Here is a 20,175-nt window from a genome sequence, read left to right as displayed (position 1 = left end):
TAGGTGCCATTGCACCCGATTGGCTTTGCGCGAAGAGAGTGTGGCGTGCGTCACGCAGTCGTCACCTGAGAGCTTGATAATGGCGGCCCCTCATGGTGGCACTCATGGAACGCGCGATAGCATGAAACTGATTCATCTGACCGACACCCATCTGGTCGCTCCTGACAAGCGACTTTACGGGCTGGACCCACGTGCACGGCTGGCGGCTGCCGTTGCTGATATCAATCTGCACCACGGCGATGCTCAGGGCGTGATCATCAGCGGTGACCTGACCGATCGCGGTGAGCCGGCCGCCTTCCAGGCGCTGCGTGAGGTACTGGAAGAACTGTCGATGCCGTATTTCCTCGGCATGGGTAATCATGATGCGCGTGAGGCTCTGCAGGCCGCCTTCCCGGAGCTGCCCTGCGATGACGGAGGCTTCGTGCAGTATGCGCATGCCTTCGGCCCCGGCGCTGATGATTGCGTGCTGGTGATGCTCGATTCGGCGGTCGCGGGGGAGCATGGCGGTCTGCTGTGTGAGTCCCGCCTGGCGTGGCTGGATGCCTGTCTGGCGGCGCATCACGATCGCCGTATCCTGCTGGCGCTGCATCATCCGCCCATGGCCCTCGGCATCCGCTATATGGACGACATCCGCTTGCAGAATTCACAGGCGCTGCATGACGTGATCCAGCGGCATGGCAACGTCGAGCACTTGCTGTTCGGGCATGTGCATCGTCCGGCCAGCGGAGTCTGGCGGGGGCTCTCGTTCTCGACCCTGCCGGGCGTCAATCATCAGGTCGGGCTGGATCTGGTCTCCGCGGCGGATTGTCTCGCCGGCAGTCATGAGCCGCCGGCCTATGGCGTGCTGGTGATAGGCGAGGAGCAGATCGTCAATCACCTGCACCTCTACATGGATGACAGTCGCCGCTATTTCTTCCACGACACGCTCGAGGCCGCCCAGTCGCTGGAGGCGCTCGATGAATTGATCGCTCTGCAGCGCGATGAGCGGATTCCGACTCGCGAGCGCGAGCCGTTGAGCAACACCTTGCAGGCAGCTGAGGCAGCAAAAGAATGAACAAAGCGTTATATGTCTTTGATTTTGATGGTGTGATTGCCGACAGCCTGACACTGTGTCTCAAGGCCTGCGCACATGCGGCGCGTCTGGAAGGGCGGACGATCGTGCTGGAACGCGATAGCTGGGAGTCGCTGGACAACGTGACCTTCGAGGAGATGGCCCGTGTGCAGGGCTTCACGGGCGAGGCCGTCGCGCGCTTTGCCGCGCATGTCTTTGCCTACACCCGCCAGGCGACGCCGCCGGCGGTCTTCACCGGCATGCGCGAGGCCTTGTCGGCACTCGCCGAGCAGGGCGACGTCATGGTGCTGTCGGCCAATCACAGCGAGATGATTCGTGCCACGCTCGCCGCCGCCGGCCTGTCGGACTACGTGTCACAGGTGCTGGGCGGTGAGATCGCGGGCAGCAAGGGGGCCAAGCTGGCGGGTCTATTGGCAGCGCCGCAAGTGGCGGTGGAGCGCAGCTGGATGGTGGGCGACGCCGTCAGCGACATTCGCGCCGCGCACGAGGCAGGGTGTCGTGCCGCTGCGGTCAGCTGGGGATGGCAGAGCCCCGAGCGGCTGGCCAGCATGGCACCGGAGCGGGTCATCACGCAGCCTCAGGCGCTGATATCACTTTGCGATGTGCCAAGCAGCGACAGTCGCGAAGCGGTATAGAGCCTGAGCAGGGCCTGCCGCAAGTTTCAGGCCTTTGCGCACGCTTGCTCTGATTCACTCATGCTCTGGTTCACTCATGCACGTGTGAGCTGCTGCACGAGTGAGCTGCTGCACGAGTGAGCTGTTGCACGTGTGAATTGATAGAACGATGCCGCCGAGTCGTGTCACGACTCGGCGGCATCGTTGCCTGACGGATCAGGAAGCTCGTCGTCTCAGGCGGCTTGCTCGCTCAGACGGCTGCTGACTGAGACGGCCTGCTCAGGCGTCGTCAGTCGCGAGCTGCGCGGCGGTGGCTGTCTCGCCGCCTGCTGGTCTGGCGCTCTTGTCGGGCTGCGCCAGGAAGGCTTCCAGCGAATCATCCATCGCGTCGAGCCAGGGCGTGTGATGGCGCGGGGCCATGGTGCCGGTCATCAGCGAGCGGTAGGAGTAGTCACGGAAGGTCATGATGTTGTCGTGCTTGTGGTGCTCCCACTCGAGGAAGGTGCGGTTGACGCCGTCGATATCAAAGCTCGGATAATCCGTCTCCGAGATCAGTGACTTCACGTAATCGCCCTGGAAGAGGATCATTGATTCATCGCTGTCCAGTGTCTCCTCCCTGTCACGCCATGCCTGACTATCCGCCTGCATCGCCTCGCGGCTGGGCAGCGCGATCTCACCGAGAATCACGTCACGCACCCACCATGCCTGGGCATCGAACATGTTGAAGGTGTACCACTGGTCCTGCATGCCGAGGTAGAACATGCGCGGATTCTCTTCCCAGGCAGCGCCCTTGTAGAGACCGAACGGCCACATGCGATTGCCCGTCTTGAGGCGCAGTGGCTCATCCAGGAAGGGGAAGTGGTGGAGGTAGCCGGTACACAGGATGATGGCATCGATCTTCTTGCTGCTGCCATCGCGGAAATAGGCCGTGTCGCGGTCCACTTTCAGCAACAGCGGCTTCTCTTCCCAGTTGTCCGGCCAGGCAAAGCCCATCGGGGCGGTGCGATAGCTGGTGGTGATGCTGCGAGCGCCATACTTGTAGCACTGTGAACCGATATCTTCGGCAGAGTAGCTGCTGCCGATCAGCAGCAGGTCCTTGCCCTTGAATTCCAGCGCGTCGCGGAAGTCATGAGCGTGCAGAATACGGCCATTGAACTGCGAGAACCCCGGGAATTCCGGCACGTTGGGGGTCGAGAAGTGACCCGATGCCACGATGACGTGATCAAACTGCTCCTGAACGACCGCATCGGCCTGCAGGTCATGGACACTGACGGTGAACTGCTCGCGGGTGTCGTCAAAGCTGACGTGGCGCACCGGGCAGTTGAAGCGGATGTACTTGCGCACGCCTGCCTTCTCGACCCGACCCTTGATGTAGTCGAAGACCACCGCACGTGGCGGGTACGAGGCGATGGGATGGCCGAAGTGCTCCTCGAAGGAATAATCCGCGAACTCCAGACATTCCTTGGGGCCGTTGGACCACAGGTAGCGGTACATGCTGCCGTGGACGGGCTCACCATTCTGATCGAGACCGGTGCGCCAGCTGTAATTCCACAGGCCACCCCAGTCACTCTGTTTTTCAAAACAGACTATTTCGGGAATATCGATACCCTTGTCAGCGGCAGATTGAAAGGCGCGCAGCTGTGCCAGGCCACTCGGCCCTGCGCCAATGATCGCAATGCGTTTTGTCATGGATATTTCCTGTTGAGACTGTAATGAGACGTCATGTTCCGTGAACCCCGAGTTGCGGGATTTCGTGTTGACCAGGTGCTTTTTCCTATGTAGTGGAGCGCGATAATAATGAGCGTTATCCAGCGCTTGGGTGGCATGGAAAGGTAAGGAATCCAGTTGACTGGCCACCTGACATTTCGCTGAAACTGAACACGGAAGCCGTATTTTTCTTGCCTTGAGAGCAATCTACTGCTCGCGGAACGTGAGGCATCCTCGCAGAAATGATGCGCCATCTCAAATGTGAGGCATTGATTCTGAGTGTATGAAGTGTACACGATCACGAGGGTGTTTAGACTTTAGTGGTAAGATTATATCGGGTTGTGTCACTTTGGAAAGGCCAAGCGCAAGGGTGCGATTTATCGGCTCATGGCTTGGGTGGTTTTCTTTTAAGTTGTTGATTTGTATGTATGTTTTTGAAATTGTGGCGGTGGTTTGCCATGGCGTTATCTGGCTTGTTTCCATGTGGAAAGAAAAGAAGATTGCCGTGTTGCAATGTCGATTCGAAGGTGGATGATTTTCTGCCTGTTCAAGGCATGCTGAGTCAAGCGGATGGAGGGCTGAAATGATCTACTGGTCAAGCAGGTGGGGGCTCGTGATTTTGAGATTTTGCGTAAATAAGGGTGTGAGGAGGATGGAAAAGGGGTGTCACAGTAGTGAGTGGTGTGTGAATGGAGAAAGAGACGGGGTCAGGAGGGAAAAGGGCGCCAGATTATCGAATGATCCTCGCTGGAGGATTTGCTGGAGGTTCTTCTAAAGGAACTGCTGGGCTATTCGCAACTATACGCAGAACTATACGCAGAACTATTCGCGGGGCTATTCACTCACCAGGCCAGCGACGAGGGGGAAGCGGAGGTTGATCACTCTGCATGCCGAAAGGGCGTATACTGGGCCGGTGACAGAAAGTCCACAGGAGAAGACACCATGACCCACAAGCGCAAGGTGCAGGACAACGCGCTCAAGGCGGTGCTGCGTACCCCGATGTTCAAGCAACGCGTGGTAAAGGCGCGCAAGGGCAAGGGCAGCTATCAGCGCCAGGGCAAGTCGCAGGGAAACAGGGGCGGCAGTGAAGCGCCTTCAGTCAGTGTGCACAACGCTGCCTGAAGACGCTTCATTGGTGCGGTTTCCCACGACCTGACTTGCATCACCGCAAGGGACTGAAAGCGACTCAGTTCGAGAAGTGCGCGTTCCAGGTCTCTGCACGTGCGGCGTCGCGGGCTTCATAGTCGGCCAGCACCGTCTCCAGTTCGCCCAGTGATTCATGCTCACGATCCTCGCCCAGCTGGGTCAGGCGCAGGGTATACCAGGCTGTCACCCCGCCTTCAGGCGGCGTGCTGAAACGCGGGAATTCTGGCGCGGGGTATTCTCCGGCCTGCCAGAGAGCGGGCAGTGACGGGTGCAGCGCCAGTGGGCGGGCCAGGCCGACGAGGTCGACGGCGCCCTGTACCACGGCGTCTTCGGCCTCGGCGAGTGTCTTGAAGCCGCCGGTTGCCATCAGGGGCAGAGTCGTTACCTCGCGTGCACGCTTGGCGAATTCGACGAAGTAGGGGCCGCTGGCACTGGCATCCGACGCGGAGCTGGCGCCGGGGAAGTAGGTGCCGCCACTGATATCGATCAGATCGATGGGCAGCTCATCGAGCGCTGCTATCACCTGCAGCGCTTCGGCTTCCTCGAAGCCGCCTTGCAGTTGGTCGCTGGAGTTGAGCTTCACCAGTACCGGGTAGTCGTGGCCAACGGCCTCACGCACGGCAATGATCACCTCACGCATCAGGCGCATGCGCTTGTCGAGGCTGCCGCCGTAGTCATCCGTGCGCTGATTGAAGAGGGGAGACAGAAACTGGCTGAGCAGGAAACCGTGTGCCGCATGTACCTGTACCCCGCCAAACCCGGCTTCACGCGCCAGGCGAGCCGTCGTTGCCATGGCGCCAGGCAGTGCCTTGATGGCCGCCAGGCTCATGGCCTCGCAACGTAGCCCGGGAATATCCAGGGCACTGGGGCCGTGCGCCGTGCTGGTCGGTGGGTAGGCCATCGCACCGGCGTGGCCGAGCTGCAGCCAGAGGTCTGCACCATGCTGTTGACCGCGCTGGGCCAGTTGCGTGAAGGCCGCGAGATCGGATTGCGCGTTGAGCACCAGATTGCCCGGTTTCTCGGCATGGTGGTGGTCAGGCTGTACCTCACCGACCAGCGACGCCGCCACGCCACCCTCTGCCCAGCGCTCGTAAAGGCGCAGCTGTGGCTTACTGGGATGCCCCGTGCCATCGCCGAGAGAATCCGACATCGCAGCCTTGACGATTCGGTTGGCGAGCACCCGGCCGCTTGGCAACGTGAAAGGAGTGAACAGGGCGGAGGCTGTCGGCTGGTCTGTCATGGTGGCGATGTCTCTCTTGGTGCGCGTTAAGTAAAAGATGTGGCAAGGGATATGCCGAGCAATGTTTTCCTTATACACATCTATTCTTTGAAATTCGTTGCCCGCCTGCCTGGCTTGTGCTGTTATACAAAGAGACATTGAAAAATGTGGGCAATTATATGTCTCTTCGAGTCGAAAAATTGACCTTGAGCTATCACGGTCATTTGCTAGACCCGCTTTGGGTGATTCTTGACCAACAGTCCGCACCACCAATTCTGCCGTTGATGTTCTCGACTCACCTATCCCGGCATGGCGTCGTTTATGAGGCTCGAGAGATTTCTGATGAATCATCTCGTAGGCGAATCAGCTCGTTGATTGAGCGGGATGTTTCGGACACAACAATACGTTCTTACATTTACTGCCTGTCTACATTTCTTGGCTACTTGGAGGAATGTCGAGCTCATCAACAAAAACCGGGACTGCATGCCTCTCCAGCATGCAGCGAACGATTCGTAAATCATTACATAAACCAGGTTTTAGCAAAAAGGCTTGACTCATTTCACTCACTTAACGTTCATCGATCTGCACTGTCAGCTTACTACCACTGGTTAGACTACATGGGCATCTGTCCTCATTTAAAGTTAAGGATTGACAGAAAAACCCGGCAGTTAATGGCTGAAAAAAACAACAAACAGCATTATATACAGTACGTTCCTCGCTACAGGCGCAACGAATTGCTAAATACCTGTGAGACGTTGGCCGAAAAGCTGATGATGCGGATGGGCTTCGAGGTCGGACTTAGAACCTCGGAGCTGATGGGGCTACGCGTTGCCGGAAAAGACAGCCTTCTCTCATTATTCGAACAACTAAACAACAATGATTTCATCCACGTTAATCAGTTTCGCTATAGGCTGGCAGGACGATACACAAAGGGCTCCAAATCACGTTGGATCTATTTTGACCGACTCCTATTACAGGATATGAAGCGCTACTATGAAACGGAGCGCCAATGGCTCATCGACCAGACCGGTAGTGAAGACACCAGCTTTTTTCTGAGAACCGATCAACGATTTATCGGTACCGGTATTGGTGAAGAGCAGGCATCACGGGTATTCAAGAAACGTGCGAAATCGGCAGATCTGAATCCTCTCCTAAGCTTTCATGACCTGCGACATACCTTCGCCACCGAACTGTTTCACGCCGAGCTGGCCGGCCCCGATGGTCGGGAAACCCGCTCTGAGTCAGCAGCACTCATCGTGGTTGCGCAGCGGCTTGGTCATACCATTGGCAAGAGTGGGCAGGCTCCTTCAGTAACCACCTTGTATATTCGCATGCGGTTGCAGATGCTGGAAATGGAGGAAATGGTGTATGGATGACATCGACCCCGTAGTGAAAAACATGCAAGGCTATGCAGTTGAAAATAAATTGGTTTTTTTTGAAAAGATCATACCCCAACAATCTTGTAGACTATCACAACAACAAAAAAGAATCCCTTATAAAACTTACGCCGGAACGACCAAGATCATTGAGCTAAAAAAACAAAGCAAATACAGCAGAATTATTTTCAATGCATGTGCTTTCGGACTACAAAGTGACTGGTTCTCCAGACTCGGAGATCGTTCTAAACACAGGTACCACGATAACATTAGGCGTTTTTTTGACTGGATCAACGAATCAGGCTACAAAGCGGAAGGCAAAAACCGTTACAACGTGCTGAAAGATTATGAAGCTTATTTGATGAATGACAAAGAATTGAAGCACAGCACACTGAGCCTCATTAACACAATTCTCAGAGAAGCTTTGGCCTGCACCTCTTTAACAAGCGAAGATCACGATTACATTCGGACACTAACGTCATTATCTAAACCTTCAAAAAGCACTGAGCAACAATCGGTGACACTCTCCCGGTGGTTAAACTTACCATGGTTACGTGCTATTCTTGGAGAAGAAGCGTATTTACAGCTGGAAAGTCCGCGCCTGTTGTTTAATAGCTTTCGTGTAACTATCGCCACTAGCTTACTGTGGTTGCTGGAGCAGCGAGGCCGCTGGGAGAAATCGTGCCCGATTGACTTCGCCCCCTCTTACAAGTGTTGGTACTACGATTGGAATCGATTGCTGTTGAAACACATCGGAGAGTTCAATTCTCAAGATGAAGCCGAAGATGAGTTCTCCCAATTGCTACTGATAGATTTAATTGTGCCAAATGCACAAAGTGTTGTAAAAAACCGACTGGACAAATATGGCTCACAGGATCTTCCGAAAAGTATAACTTATGGAAAGAACAAAAACCCTCCCTGGCAAAGACCAGTATTCTTCCACCCAAGCTATCAGACACAATACTCACCTGTCGAGGAATTGCTTTGTGCTTGGTTGGTGGCATGTGAGGCAGTCCAACCTTCCGATATACCGAAGTTAAAAACCAGCAATTATGCCTGTGAACGCAACCGCTTCGGCCGATTAATCGCGATGGAGTGTACTTATTACAAGGGGCGAGCGGGCACAACCAAACAACCTGCCATACTCATGGGTAGCGACCCTTGGACGAAGGCAATGGATAATTATATGACTGGTTTGTCCATGCCATCCTTGTTCAGGACAAAAATCGCCGAACAACAAAAATTTCCAGCCTTAGATCACACACATAATGCCATGAGTCTTCTTGTGAAAGTCTGGAAATTACCAAGCTTCCAGAGGACACTCAACACCAAACTTGAATTATCCGACGCCACATCAGTTTTCTCTCGTGCCATGCTGGCACTAGAGCTGGGAAATGAAAACTACACCCAATTTTATAAACGGACCAGAAAGAGTGTGAATGAGTACTATAATTCAACACCGAAGCCATTACCAGCCAGCTGTTTTACGCTCACGCACATAAAAACCACAGCAGTGCATGCTAGATCCGACACTTACCGCGAATCAGACCTTATCAACCACCATTCGCATACATCACTAACAGAAAAAATATCCTATTTAACTGATGCTAACAAAGAATGGGTAAATCATGCCCACCGCATAACACGCCTAGTGTTACATGATTTACAAAACGTGGTGTTTCAGCCATCCATCACGGAAATCAGCCAGTCTGTGAAAGACTTGGAATTACGTACGCGAATAATAGAAGCCACTCATATGAATGAAGTTGTTACCCATTCGCTGAGATACAGTTCTATTGAAGATAGCAACGGCAGCAAGATCATCGTCTCGGACACTATCGATACTGCACTCTATTTCATTCACTACATCACTCAGGCCGAGGAGAACCTGTCGAAATTACTGTCGGTTCGTCCCGATTGGGTGGAACGCACCCTAATAGTCAAGCTCGAGTGGATGACTAGAACCCTCATGCGCATGAAAACTGCCGCGGCTGCACAAAAAGCCTATATCAAATTATCAGCTCATCTACCTCCGCTCTTTAGCCATGTTATGGAAGCAACGGAATGAGGAAAACTACATTTACATTGCAAGATATTAATTTCGATGAAGCACAAGCACAGTTGAACGCATTACCTGGATATACTGATAACGTATTTAAAGACAATAGATGGAAATTTAAAAAACAGCGCGGGAATATCATAAACATTGATTTCAATGACCTGTTGGACATAAGCATAAAGCATCCTGATTGGCCCTTGGCCAACATGGTCGACTGGGTTCTGCTAACCAAGCGGCTATGGCTCTCACTTGCTAATGTGACAACTCCCAACTTGTATGCAAGTCGTCTTGCCGGCATAAAGCTCTTTTGGGCTGCAATGGCACACTATAGCATTACCCAACTGAATCGGGATAACAGTTTCGAAATATTTACGTATCTTCTTACACACAGCTGGTGGATGGGAGGATCAAAAAATAACCCAACTATCAAATCATATACCCTTTTCTCAGTCACAGCTCAGATCAAAGCATGGAAGCAAGAGCTAGAGGAGCTTCGCTTAGACTTTATCTCGCGAAATTTAACAGAGGCGGTCGTCAACAGGCAATTAAAAAATTTAATACCAGAATTGACAGATAACGAGTTGACCTACCGCGATTGGACTCAGGGGGAAGTTACAACATGCTGACCCTGGACCATGGTCGCTATTATGTGGAGCACTGTTTATCCTTCTTTGAAAAGAATTATCCAATGGCCATTGCGATGGCTTCGGTAATTCGCGAAGTTCCAAAGTTAGCCGCGTCATTAGGCTACGAACTGTCCACTGTGAGCAATGTGTTACCTCAGATTCTGCGTGGAAGATCCCCTGATGAAATAAACCGGCGCTGGCCCACCTGGTCTGTCCGAAGTGTACGTAAAATTTACAAACAAGTGGCTTATCAGTATAAAGCTACCTACCAACAAGCACGATTTGAAGCCACGTTGCTTCAAGACAACACACTTAAATGCCTGGTAGTCGATTTAGGTTTACAGACCTCTCTCGAAAATATGGACCGGATGCGTGTTATCCTTTGGCATTGGATACGCAAAGAGGATATAGCAGAAACCCAGCGCCTCTTGAACGAGTGCCAACCATGCGTATCTATGGCACTCTTTCAAGTAGTATTGGGCACATTAAAATATCGCTGTGATCAGGTCCCTTGTCAGCTACCCTCTGACGAGGATTATTTGGCAATGGGGCTCGTTGAAAATAGATTTCGAGACAGCAGTAATACATACCCTCGACAGTTGGTACGCCTAGTTGCCTCCGCAGGACTCACCAGTGTGGTTGCTTTGACCGGCTGGCGGAAAAGTGAATATGGTTTTTCGCGTTCGGCGATCAATATTACGAGAAATGATGATAGGTTAGACCAGTACGCTTTTCCTTGGCGCTACAAAGTCAACTGGTATGTATATAAAACGAGTGGGAAGATTCTTGAACAGAGGGAAATTACTTTCAGCATTTACGTAATTGCCGAGAGGCTTAGGTCATTGTTCGGTGCAACCGGTGATCAAGCTTGTTTGTATGAAGTTAACACAACAAATCGTGACCCGTTTGATTCAGGAGTTATTGTACAAAGAGCCGTTCGCGTCCTCTGGGCTCACTTCGTTAAGAATTATTCAGGCTTCAAGTTTATGGATGATTACACAAAATTTAAGTCATTGCAGATGGCCTGCAACACTGGAAAATCATTGACTCCGTCAGAAGAACAAGAGCGAAATCGATTACTTGCAAAACACTCTGCAGAGGAGTGGGAAAATCTCTTGATAGATATCAATCTGAAAGAGTCCTGGCGACGAGTGCGTGAAGAGTGGCCTCGCATAGAATTTTATTTTCTGAGATCCAACAATAAAAGAAAAAAGAACTGGCTAATACGCTACCGTGACGGAACTCTAGCAGCCGATTGGCTTACTTTGTTAGAAGCACATCTTTCAGATGAGATGAAGGACTGGATTCAATCCTTACCGCAAGAAGAACTACGCTCCAGGCATGTAACAAGAATGGTTACTAGTAGCATCATAGAAAGTGCAATTTATCCAAGCCCACATGCCTTTCGTCATATGTGGGCAGAAGCCGTCTATCGACGTTTTGATGGGGATGCCGGCTGGATGATTCGCAGTCAATTCAAGCATATCTCACGAGTCATGTGGCTGTCCTATATCCGCGATAAGGACAACCGCCTTAGCCATGAGAAAGCCAAGGCCCAGGTCATTAGTTCGTTGGTTCACAATTATCTTAAGCACCAAGGAGAAGGTTATGTCGGTCAACTACATACTTGGCTGCGTAGATTGTTCAAAAAAACCTCCATCCTTTCCCCCGAGGAACAAGAACAACTAGCCGAACGTCTGGCTACCGTCGAGATTGAAAACATCAAGTCAAACCCTTGGGGATATTGCCTGCTCAAACGCAGAACCCGAAATAAAGCAAAATGCGCGGAAATGGGCGAACCCATGCGCCACAATGCATCTCCAGACCTCTGCTTAGGCTGCGTCCACAATCTCATGCAGACGGAAAATATCGAGTGGGCCTTGTTCCATGTTGCGTCCCATGTGGAGGCGCTAAAAAACCCAGTCGTTCCCGAGGTTTTCAAAGCATCTTCCTATAACTTGGTTAAAAATGTGACGCGACACGTACGAACCCTAAATCCTCAGCATGAGGCGCTTTCCGAGCTGCAAGAGGTATTGGATCATTACAATGCATCGAGGGCTTCCTGATGGTTATGAACTACCTTAAAAAACGAGTCGAAGAAGCGGCAATTGAAAAAGAAATAGAGCGCCCTGACTGGGTATCCGAGAAAAATGCCAGCCTGCAAGCCTGGGAGTATGTCGAGCAGCTCAAAAAAGAAAAGGAACTGTACATTAAGCGTCATCACAAAATCACAGATTTCCTAGCGCAGAAGACCTATCAAATTAAGGGTTCGGATGTCGCCATCGCTTTAAAAATAAACCGCGCCTCATTAATGAACACGTCCAGTTACTCACCGCATTTCAGAAAATATCTGGATAGCGTTAACGCGGAATTAATGGCATCGAAAAAGGCCAAGGTTCAAAAGGCAAAAAATACACCTTCTCGCGGTTCCATTCGCAGCAGCAAAGATGAACTGGTTCAAGCTAACACCGAACTAAAAAACCTAGTATCTAAACTAGAGGAACAAAAGACCGAAGAATTGGTACGTTATGCTTTTGATCAGCTACCTTTACCTGTAAAGAAAAAGCTTGGTATTGACTGATGGGAAAAATATTGGAGTTGATTATGACCAAACGCAAGACATTACTACTGATTGCGCACGCGCCATCTGAAAATACAAAAAAACTGGTCAATGCAGTCATCAAAGGAGCTACGCATCCTGATGTAACTGACATTACTCTTGTTTGCCGCTCACCTCTTGATACTCAACCTGAGGATATAATCTCTGCTCAAACCGTAATCATTGGAACAACGGAAAACCTGGGCTATATGGCGGGCTTGATTAAAGACGTATTCGACCGTTGTTACTACCCGTGCCTAGATAAGACTCAGGGCATGCCATTTACTTTTTATGTTCGTGCCGGTCACGATGGCACTGGAACACGCAGGGCAATTGAGTCAATCACTACAGGGTTACGCTGGAAGTTGGTTCAAGAACCTTTGATATGCAGAGGAGAGTTTCAGCCAGAATTCATTGATCAGTGCGAAGAGCTCGGTTTATCCATGGCCGCCAGCCTAGATGCCGGTATAATATGAATACCGATGACTTACACCTTAGCTTAGGGTCTCGAGCGATTAATCACCCGGGGATCGACACCTATCCCGCAGTGACCCTGAGGTTTAGCAGATGGAAACCGTACCTATTTACAATATAGGTAAGGGCCAAGCTGTTTTCCTGCCGCTGACATAGCCTATGAAAGAGCGGAAAGGCTAAAAATCTCTCGGGATGGGGACATGATCATCCTACGCCCTGTTCGCCCATCCTGGGCTTCCTTCCCAGAGCTACGAAAGGTTGATGACGAGTTTCTTCAAGAGCGCCCCGTGATCATTGGCAATGGCAGGAAAGGGAACAATCTTCATCCCGGCATTTCCTAAAGCCCTAGGAATGCCCCCATGGCAGAACTAAGCACGACTGAAAAACATGCAACGGCAGTGCTGGATGAAGCCGAGCGGGTTTGCAGCTCCAAGGCTCAGGCTTGCCATTGGTTTCACAATGAACCGATTGACGTATTCGTTCACCTGACTGCCGAACAGCTGATGAGCGCTGGGCGCGCCGACGGACGATCTGCTGTGCTATCTGCAATCACTGGAAGCAGGCCCAGCCGGCTAAAGGCGTCACGAATTCAAAGCCATGCCATTGTCAGGCTCGGATCAGGTGTACACCCCATGTTCTATCCTGGCTACCAGATCAAGTACCTGCTGAGGTTCTTCTTGCATGAAATCGATGGGGCGCATCCATCCAAGCCCCATTGCCTCATGGTGTAACCAGCGATCTACCGCTGCTCGATCACCCTCAAACAATTCTATAGCCGCCCGCCAGACTGCAATTGCGATGTGCTCTTCTGGCGCATCAGTGCCGAGCATTGCCCAATCCTCTTCTTCTGCAGCTGGCTCCAGCGTGGCCTCATTCTTGATAACCTTTCCCCATTATGGAAGGAAAAAAGGGCGGTCTCAAGTTTCAAGCTCAACGCTAATAAAGAGTGCTCAGGCCAGCGACCGATTTCTTGAGCGCCTCGGCGTAAACTTCCAGCGGCGTGCGCCAGTCCAGTGTCTTGCGCTGCCGCGTGTTCAGTGAGTTGGCGATGACGGAGCTTGCCGAACTCAGTGACATCAGCCGTTTGGACTCGCCCGGTCAACTGATGGCCTACCTGAGGCTATTCCCCAGCGAGCATTCCAGCGGCGACAGCCGGCGCGAGGACGGCATCACCAAGTCCAACATCGGGCATGTGCGACGCGTGCTGATGGGGGCCGCCAGGAGTTACCGCTCCCCGGCACGCAACACGCGCACCATTCAGTTGTGATCATAGTTGCTAGGGGTACTGGTATGGATACGGCCCACAACCCAATCTTTTGGGGGCTTTCAGGCATTTCTGTGAATGTCCGCATGGATACATGATAACAGGTGGACATATGCGCCCTAACTTGTCCATACCCAAGCTCTGAGCCGAACGAGCTGATACGACCGACCCGCTGTCCCTTCTCCACTCATTTTCAGGGCATCCGGATTAAGTGGTTGATGCCCCCCTTCTGAGCCACCAAAACCTTTATCGTCCCAGAAGGTTGGCGGTCTCAATGACCAAGTGCAACACCGTACCTGATGGGTCAGGCGTTGCACTTGGTCATTGAGACTGCCTATTTGCCTGGCTCAATTTACTTGCCTATCCCTACAGAAGTCATAGCACCGCTACGCTTATGGCAAATAGGCAGTGCCGCTCCAGACTCACTGCCTCTCCACGCGATCCATGTGCAAAGAACGGGACGCGAGGCATGCACCGGCGGCATGCTGCGGGTGAAGCCACTCTATTCGGGAGCAGCCAGAAACAGACGTCACTGCTGCTTTGCCATAAGGCGCCCAGACTCAGGCGAAACGCCATAAACAGTAGGCGCCGTAAATATAAAATCTATTGATTTTAATTATATCAAAATCCCTTCTATCATGGTTCTCATCGCCAGAGCTCAGTCAGGAGACAGTCATGAGCCAGGAGACAGCCAGAAGCCATAATGCCCCAATCGTCCTGATTGTCGGTGCGGGCGACCACTTGGGTTCCGCCATTGCCAGACGCTTCGCCCATGAGGGGTACCACATTGTGGCCACGCGGCGTCGCGGCGACCTCAGTCGTCTCGTGCGCGAGGTCGAGAGTCTCGGTCCCAAGGCGACGGCTCTCCACTCGGATGCGCGAGACGAACAGCAGGTTTGCGACCTCGTGCAACAGGTGGAAGCAACGCTGGGCCCAATCGAGGTGGCAGTCTTCAACGTAGGAGGCAATGTCCGCTTTGGCATTACCGAGACCACGACGCAGGTTTACCGAAAGGTCTGGGAAATGTGCGCCCTGGCAGGCTTTCTGGTTGGCCGAGAAGTGGCCGCCCGGATGCTTGAGCGAGGCCACGGCACCCTGCTGTTCACGGGGGCGTCCGCCAGTGTGAAAGGGAACAGCGGCTTCGCTGCTTTTGCAGGAGGCAAGCACGCCTTGAGAGCGTTAGCACAAAGCATGGCTCGGGAACTCGCGCCACAGGGCATTCACGTTGCCCATGTCATTGTCGATGGTCTGATGAAAAACGACTCGACCCGGGAGTTCCTCCCGGAGCTCTTTGCCAGCAAGGGGGAAGACGGTGTCATCTCGCCGGATGATCTAGCCGAAGTCTACTGGCAACTCCACCGCCAACCGCGCAATGCCTGGACGTTCGAGCAGGACATCCGTCCGTTTTCCGAACCCTGGTAGCGCTCGGCTTGCACCTTTGACCCTGTGGATCAGGCCATGCCACGATATTTCGACTAAGACCAAGCTAGGCCGGCATCGTAGTCGGCATGGCCGCCGGATCGATCATCCGAGCGCACTGCCGACGCCATACGCGACTAGCCGGTTCTTCTCGGGTGACAAGTCAGTATGCAGGGCTCGAGCCTCCCTCTGAACGCGGCGAGCCTCGTTAGCCACGCGGCCATGAATGGCAGGCTTCCCCTGCTTTCAGCGCAGCACCGATTCGGGCCATTCCGGATGCCCGGGCCACAGCGGTTACTCGGCCCTCAAGCGTATACGTCGCAGGTAGGCCGTCAGCAGCAGCAGCAGCATGATGACCACAGTTAGTACCGGGGGCTTGGTCTGCAGTGGCAGAACGGCGGCCGGTACCGCGGGCGAGAGATGAACAAATATCGCCACGACCATGATCGCTAATGCCAGTAACACGGCGCTGGTGAAGAGTGTATTCACCTGTGCTTCGGTGAATTTTCTCGTGCCCAGCAACACGGCCAATAACAGCAGCCCCGCGGAAATTTCTCCGCCCTGGCCCGCCACCCGAGCAAGAGCCGGAAACGGTAAGCCACTGAGTTCGATCTGGGTGGCAAACATGGTTCGGAAGGGCTCAAAGAACTTCACCATCCCAGCCATCAGAAGAAAGGCGCCCAATACTCCCGTCAGCAGGAACTCGACGACGTGGGTCAAGGCGGCGCCTCGATGGCAAAAGCGAAACAGAAGCATGCCGGATCCTATCAACACGGTAGCGATGAGTACCAACTCTAGCCAGATTTGTGTATTCAATAGTTCTGTCTCTGAAAATAATGTTTAACCAGTGAATGCATCGTCGCTAGCTTGCCAGCCGCACTTGCGCCGGCACCCTCCACCTATCAAGTCGATAAGTCTCGAAAATATGCCAAAGCCGTCATCCGTTGTGCTACACGAATTTCCGCCATGGCCCACTCAGAAGGCGACGCCAAGCCTCAGCGTTGTTTAGCCCGCGATGCCTCGTTGGCAACGGATGAGACGCGACCCTCTGGCTCCAACAACAACTTCGTGACGACAATCCGAACCGTCGGGGCAACGACGGCCAACATTAGTAAGGCAGAGGGAACGATTTGTCCGATCAGGGACGCCCATGCACTCAGAAGAGAATCTCCGTCAGACAGAGTTCGATAGGCCATGATCCCAGGCATCCCGACCAGCATTGTCGGCATAACCATGGAGATCATCAGTGGGTACTGCCATCGACGTGAAAATTTTTTCATCTCTACTCTCAAGGGCGTATTTGGGTTGACTTAATCTAGCACTGGATCAAAAATTCAAAAACAGCCTAAAAAGAAATCCAAGCGTGCAATTATGAACGCAAAAGACATGACATCTCTCTACTGGTTCTGCCAGGCCGTGCTGTACGGCGGCTTTGCAGCCGCCAGTCAACACAACCGCATTTCGGCGCCCACTCTTTCTCGGGCTGTCGCCCAGCTGGAAGAGTCACTGGGAGAAAAACTGATTCATCGTCACGCCAAGCAGTTCCGCATGACCGCCGCAGGAGAGGACTGTTACCAACGCTTCTCCCCTCTCTTCGAGACGCTGGAACATCAATGGGGGCAATTGGCGAACGTTAAGACGGAGCTCAGTGGTGATATACACGTCTCCTGTCCAGAGCCCTTCGCCGATGGATTTCTACAGGCGGCCGCCCTCGAGTTCATGGGATGCCATCCCGGGGTGAGAATTCATATCACGCTAACGTCGGATACCGCGAATTTCGTTGATGATCGACTCGACCTCGCCATCGCCACCAACCCCTCACCGTCACCTCACCTTATCCAGCGCCAGCTGTTCGATATGAAGCTTGCCCTGGCGGCATCCCCGGAGTATCTAGCCTCCTCACGGTCACTCACCAATGTCGAGCAGCTTTCCGACCATAGCCTTCTGGCTGGAAACTCCATTCGCTACTGGGAGTTCCTTCAGGAAGACAAGAGTACTCGCGTCCCAGTCCATCCCAGGTACAGTATCGATAGCCTCCGCCTGGTGATTCAGGCCGCCTGCGCGGGAATGGGGATCTGCCTCCTTCCTCAGGCACTTCTCGACCCGCTGGTGCGACAGGGTAAGCTCTGCCCCATACTGCCAGAGATTGAGTGCGCTACGGGGGTGGTCTACCTGGTGTGGGCCGATCGCTATCTGATATCGAATCGTGTCAGTGCATTCCGCGACATGGTGCTTCGTCGCATGAGGGACCCTAAGCCGTTCATGGCATCATTGGAAAAAGCGCTCTTGAGGTAGTCAGGATTACTGACAGAGGCACCAATGATTCCGCCAGGACCTAACCCCTTGGCAACAATGTGTTGACTCATCGGACTCGTGGCTCAGGCGCGCGACAAGCTAAGACACGCAGTTTCATGCATGCCAGGCTGCGGCCGCCGAAAACTCGGCAAAAAGAGTGTGGCCTGATAGAGGTCTCAGAAGCGGGGGCAGCCCTTAGCGCCCGGCACAGAAGAGCATTGCCGGGCTGGCCGGTCACCGTACAGACATCAAACTGTCCACCCGTTCTCTGACACGTTTGCCGACGGTGGCCATTCTTGAGGCTCAGAACTCGGAAGCGCAAGCCCCAGACTGGGTCACTCAGCGGTACGTGGCGGGCGCAGGAAGAAGATCAGTCCCAGAGACACCAGCGCCGCTCCACTCGACGTTGCATAGCTCGATGCGAAGTCACCAGATCGCTCGGCCAGGAATCCTGCCACGACAGGTCCGGCGGCTTGACCGACCGAAAACCCCACCATCAGTGCGGCCAGAGCCGTAGCAGCAGCGGATGAGCCGAAATAGTCTCCCGCGGCGGCAGAGATGATCACCGGGATGCTCCACGCGGCCAGTCCGAACAGTACAATCGAGATATAGAGGCCAATTGTCCATGAGCCAAAGCCGACGAGGAAAAAGGAAAGACCTAACGCGGCGAAGGCCACAGCCATACCCGCCCGGCGCCCGATACGGTCGGACATACCTCCAAACAACACCCCGGAGAAAATGCTGAGAAACCCGAACAAGGACCACAAACTGCCAGCCTTTGCCTCGCTCATGCCATAGCTGTCAACCATGCTGGTCACGATGAACGTGACGTAGAGCATATAGGTGGCGCCATAGATGCCAAAGATCAGGCCCATATGGGCCAACAGCTTGAGCTTGCCTTGCCGCGTCAGCGCTGCCGTGTCCCTGCCAATCCCCGCAGCCGTCCGACCATAGGGGGCATGACCAACATCGCTCGGATGATTGCGAATGAAAGCGAAGGCGAGCAGCGCGACGAAAGCCGTGATTGCGCCAAAGATCAGCCATCCCGTCTGCCATGACATGATGCCGTGGAACGGCACGAGATTGGGCACCGCGAACCCACTCAGGATGATGCCGAAGCCGGGGCCCGCCATCACGATGCCGGAGGACAGCCCGCGATGGGATGGGGCGAACCATTTCGACATCACGCTCATCGACGGCAGGACTACGGCGCCGCTGCCAAAACCTGTCAGGAAGTAGAAGAAACACAGCGCAGTGAAGTCTATGACTACCACCATCCCGAACATGGACAATGCCATCACGATCAGGCCAAGCGTCGCAGTGGCCCGGGTCCCCAGTCGCGCCAGTAGCAGCGGGACAAGAGTAACGGCGACCAGATATCCCACCATGTTTCCGAAGCCGAGCATTCCGCCTTGGCCGTAGCTCAGCTCGAGCGAGGCGGACATCGAGGGCAACATCATTCCGAAGGCGAAACGCCCAAGGCCGAGTCCGCAGAAGACGGCAATGCCGCCGACAAGGGCCACGACCCAGGCGTAATGAAGCCTGGGCTGAGTAGTTAGCAATTGTGTATCAGCCATGAACTTTCTCGATGTCACCGAAACGATCGTCACCCCAGAAAGGTTCGTCGTCGATTATGATGAAGGGAGAGCCGAACACCCCCCGTTTGATGGCCGCTTCTGTCTCGCAGCGAAGCCTATCCTTGATATCGGGTTCGCTTGCGCCCGCTGCGGCGGCGTTTCGGTCCAGTCCGATGGATTGTGCCGCGTCCAGCGCGGCATCCGGATCGGCCGTGTCGCGGCCCTCGATCCAGTAAGCCCTATAGGCGGCTTTGACAAATTCGGCCATGTGCTCAGGCGCTTCGCGCTCGACCCAATAGGCCAGCCGCGCCGGAGGCACCGACCTTGCCGGGAAGTTTTCAGGCTTGCGCATATCCTCGACTCCATCGAGCCGCGCGCGGCGAAAGACATCCGTGAACATATAGGCGTTCTTTAACGGATGGCTGAGCGGCGCCCCGCCATGCTCCTTGTAGACAGCGCCGATCAGGAAGGGGCGCCAGTTGATCCTGCGCCCGATCGCTTGGGCAAGTGCCTCGACCTTGCGGCTGGCTAGAAACCCGTAGGGCGAGGCGAAATCGAAATAGAAATCGAATGTCTTCATCATGTCCAGTATCTTTCCGCGGCTCTCACCGCGGCTCCTTAAAAGGTCTCAGATCCAAGCCAACTCTGCCGCACTGGCCGGCAGAGGCGCCCGCGAACAGGATCATGCGTCCCCGCCTACCTGGGGTATTATTATCCGATTGCATTTC

Annotated in this window: 17 protein-coding genes and 1 pseudogene; 13 read left to right on the top strand and 5 right to left on the bottom strand. The window is 53.7% G+C overall.

Annotated features, from left to right (window positions below; genetic code table 11):
* Positions 1-121: 121 nt before the first annotated feature.
* Positions 122-1,054: a phosphodiesterase gene (locus MSG32_RS07015; protein ID WP_248378953.1), complete on the top strand. Its 933-nt coding sequence runs from the start codon at positions 122-124 to the stop codon at positions 1,052-1,054.
* Positions 1,051-1,707, top strand: a complete 657-nt coding sequence (locus MSG32_RS07010) for an HAD family hydrolase (RefSeq protein ID WP_248378951.1) — start codon at positions 1,051-1,053, stop codon at positions 1,705-1,707. The genes MSG32_RS07015 and MSG32_RS07010 overlap by 4 nt, the downstream gene beginning before the upstream one ends.
* Before the next feature lie 258 nt (positions 1,708-1,965).
* On the opposite strand, the gene MSG32_RS07005 is transcribed toward MSG32_RS07010, so the two are convergent.
* Entirely contained in the window at positions 1,966-3,375 is a 1,410-nt protein-coding gene (locus MSG32_RS07005; protein WP_248378949.1) for an NAD(P)/FAD-dependent oxidoreductase, read from the bottom strand.
* A 960-nt stretch (positions 3,376-4,335) separates the two neighbouring features.
* Between MSG32_RS07005 and arfA the strand changes: the two genes are divergently transcribed.
* Complete coding sequence (arfA, locus tag MSG32_RS07000) at positions 4,336-4,515, top strand: alternative ribosome rescue factor ArfA (RefSeq protein ID WP_107335003.1); 180 nt, start codon at positions 4,336-4,338, stop codon at positions 4,513-4,515.
* A 64-nt stretch (positions 4,516-4,579) separates the two neighbouring features.
* Here arfA and MSG32_RS06995 read toward each other — a convergent pair whose 3' ends face one another.
* Positions 4,580-5,779 (bottom strand): oxidoreductase, encoded by a 1,200-nt coding sequence (locus tag MSG32_RS06995; RefSeq protein WP_248378947.1) that lies wholly within the window; start codon positions 5,777-5,779, stop codon positions 4,580-4,582.
* A 146-nt stretch (positions 5,780-5,925) separates the two neighbouring features.
* Here MSG32_RS06995 and MSG32_RS18085 point away from each other — a divergent pair, with 146 nt between their 5' ends.
* The 9 genes and pseudogenes from MSG32_RS18085 to MSG32_RS06950 all read left to right on the top strand — a co-directional run bounded on the left by MSG32_RS18085 (position 5,926) and on the right by MSG32_RS06950 (position 15,578).
* Positions 5,926-7,134: a site-specific integrase gene (locus MSG32_RS18085; protein ID WP_248378945.1), complete on the top strand. Its 1,209-nt coding sequence runs from the start codon at positions 5,926-5,928 to the stop codon at positions 7,132-7,134.
* Entirely contained in the window at positions 7,127-9,202 is a 2,076-nt protein-coding gene (locus MSG32_RS06985) for a hypothetical protein (protein WP_248378943.1), read from the top strand. Before MSG32_RS18085 ends, MSG32_RS06985 begins: the two co-directional genes overlap by 8 nt.
* Positions 9,199-9,819, top strand: coding sequence for a hypothetical protein (locus MSG32_RS06980; protein WP_248378941.1), 621 nt, complete (start codon positions 9,199-9,201; stop codon positions 9,817-9,819). Before MSG32_RS06985 ends, MSG32_RS06980 begins: the two co-directional genes overlap by 4 nt.
* Positions 9,813-11,885 (top strand): hypothetical protein, encoded by a 2,073-nt coding sequence (locus tag MSG32_RS06975; RefSeq protein WP_248378939.1) that lies wholly within the window; start codon positions 9,813-9,815, stop codon positions 11,883-11,885. The genes MSG32_RS06980 and MSG32_RS06975 overlap by 7 nt, the downstream gene beginning before the upstream one ends.
* On the top strand, positions 11,885-12,400 hold the full coding sequence (locus MSG32_RS06970; protein ID WP_248378937.1) for a hypothetical protein: 516 nt from the start codon (positions 11,885-11,887) through the stop codon (positions 12,398-12,400). The genes MSG32_RS06975 and MSG32_RS06970 overlap by 1 nt, the downstream gene beginning before the upstream one ends.
* A 23-nt stretch (positions 12,401-12,423) precedes the next feature.
* Positions 12,424-12,894, top strand: coding sequence for a flavodoxin family protein (locus MSG32_RS06965; protein WP_248378935.1), 471 nt, complete (start codon positions 12,424-12,426; stop codon positions 12,892-12,894).
* 357 nt (positions 12,895-13,251) lie between these two features.
* Positions 13,252-13,623 carry a hypothetical protein gene (locus tag MSG32_RS06960; protein WP_248378933.1) on the top strand — a complete coding sequence of 124 codons (372 nt, stop codon included), beginning with the start codon at positions 13,252-13,254 and terminating at the stop codon, positions 13,621-13,623.
* 314 nt (positions 13,624-13,937) lie between these two features.
* Positions 13,938-14,144: pseudogene (locus MSG32_RS06955) on the top strand (transposase); the annotation flags it as partial.
* A gap of 687 nt (positions 14,145-14,831) precedes the next feature.
* Positions 14,832-15,578, top strand: coding sequence for an SDR family NAD(P)-dependent oxidoreductase (locus MSG32_RS06950; protein ID WP_248378931.1), 747 nt, complete (start codon positions 14,832-14,834; stop codon positions 15,576-15,578).
* A 291-nt stretch (positions 15,579-15,869) separates the two neighbouring features.
* Here MSG32_RS06950 and MSG32_RS06945 read toward each other — a convergent pair whose 3' ends face one another.
* Positions 15,870-16,331, bottom strand: a complete 462-nt coding sequence (locus MSG32_RS06945; protein ID WP_248378929.1) for a hypothetical protein — start codon at positions 16,329-16,331, stop codon at positions 15,870-15,872.
* A 630-nt stretch (positions 16,332-16,961) separates the two neighbouring features.
* Here MSG32_RS06945 and MSG32_RS06940 point away from each other — a divergent pair.
* On the top strand, positions 16,962-17,870 hold the full coding sequence (locus MSG32_RS06940; RefSeq protein WP_248378927.1) for a LysR family transcriptional regulator: 909 nt from the start codon (positions 16,962-16,964) through the stop codon (positions 17,868-17,870).
* 335 nt (positions 17,871-18,205) lie between these two features.
* Here the strand turns inward: MSG32_RS06940 and MSG32_RS06935 are convergent, their stop codons facing one another.
* Positions 18,206-19,447, bottom strand: coding sequence for an MFS transporter (locus MSG32_RS06935; protein ID WP_248378925.1), 1,242 nt, complete (start codon positions 19,445-19,447; stop codon positions 18,206-18,208).
* Positions 19,440-20,030, bottom strand: a complete 591-nt coding sequence (locus tag MSG32_RS06930; RefSeq protein ID WP_248378923.1) for a 2-hydroxychromene-2-carboxylate isomerase — start codon at positions 20,028-20,030, stop codon at positions 19,440-19,442. Before MSG32_RS06930 ends, MSG32_RS06935 begins: the two co-directional genes overlap by 8 nt.
* Positions 20,031-20,175 lie beyond the last annotated feature (145 nt).

Source organism: Cobetia sp. 1CM21F (assembly GCF_023161745.1).
GTDB classification, from domain to species: Bacteria; Pseudomonadota; Gammaproteobacteria; order Pseudomonadales; family Halomonadaceae; genus Cobetia; species Cobetia amphilecti.
Note: the sequence above shows the minus strand (reverse complement) of the source record. Positions and strands in the feature narration are given on the sequence as shown.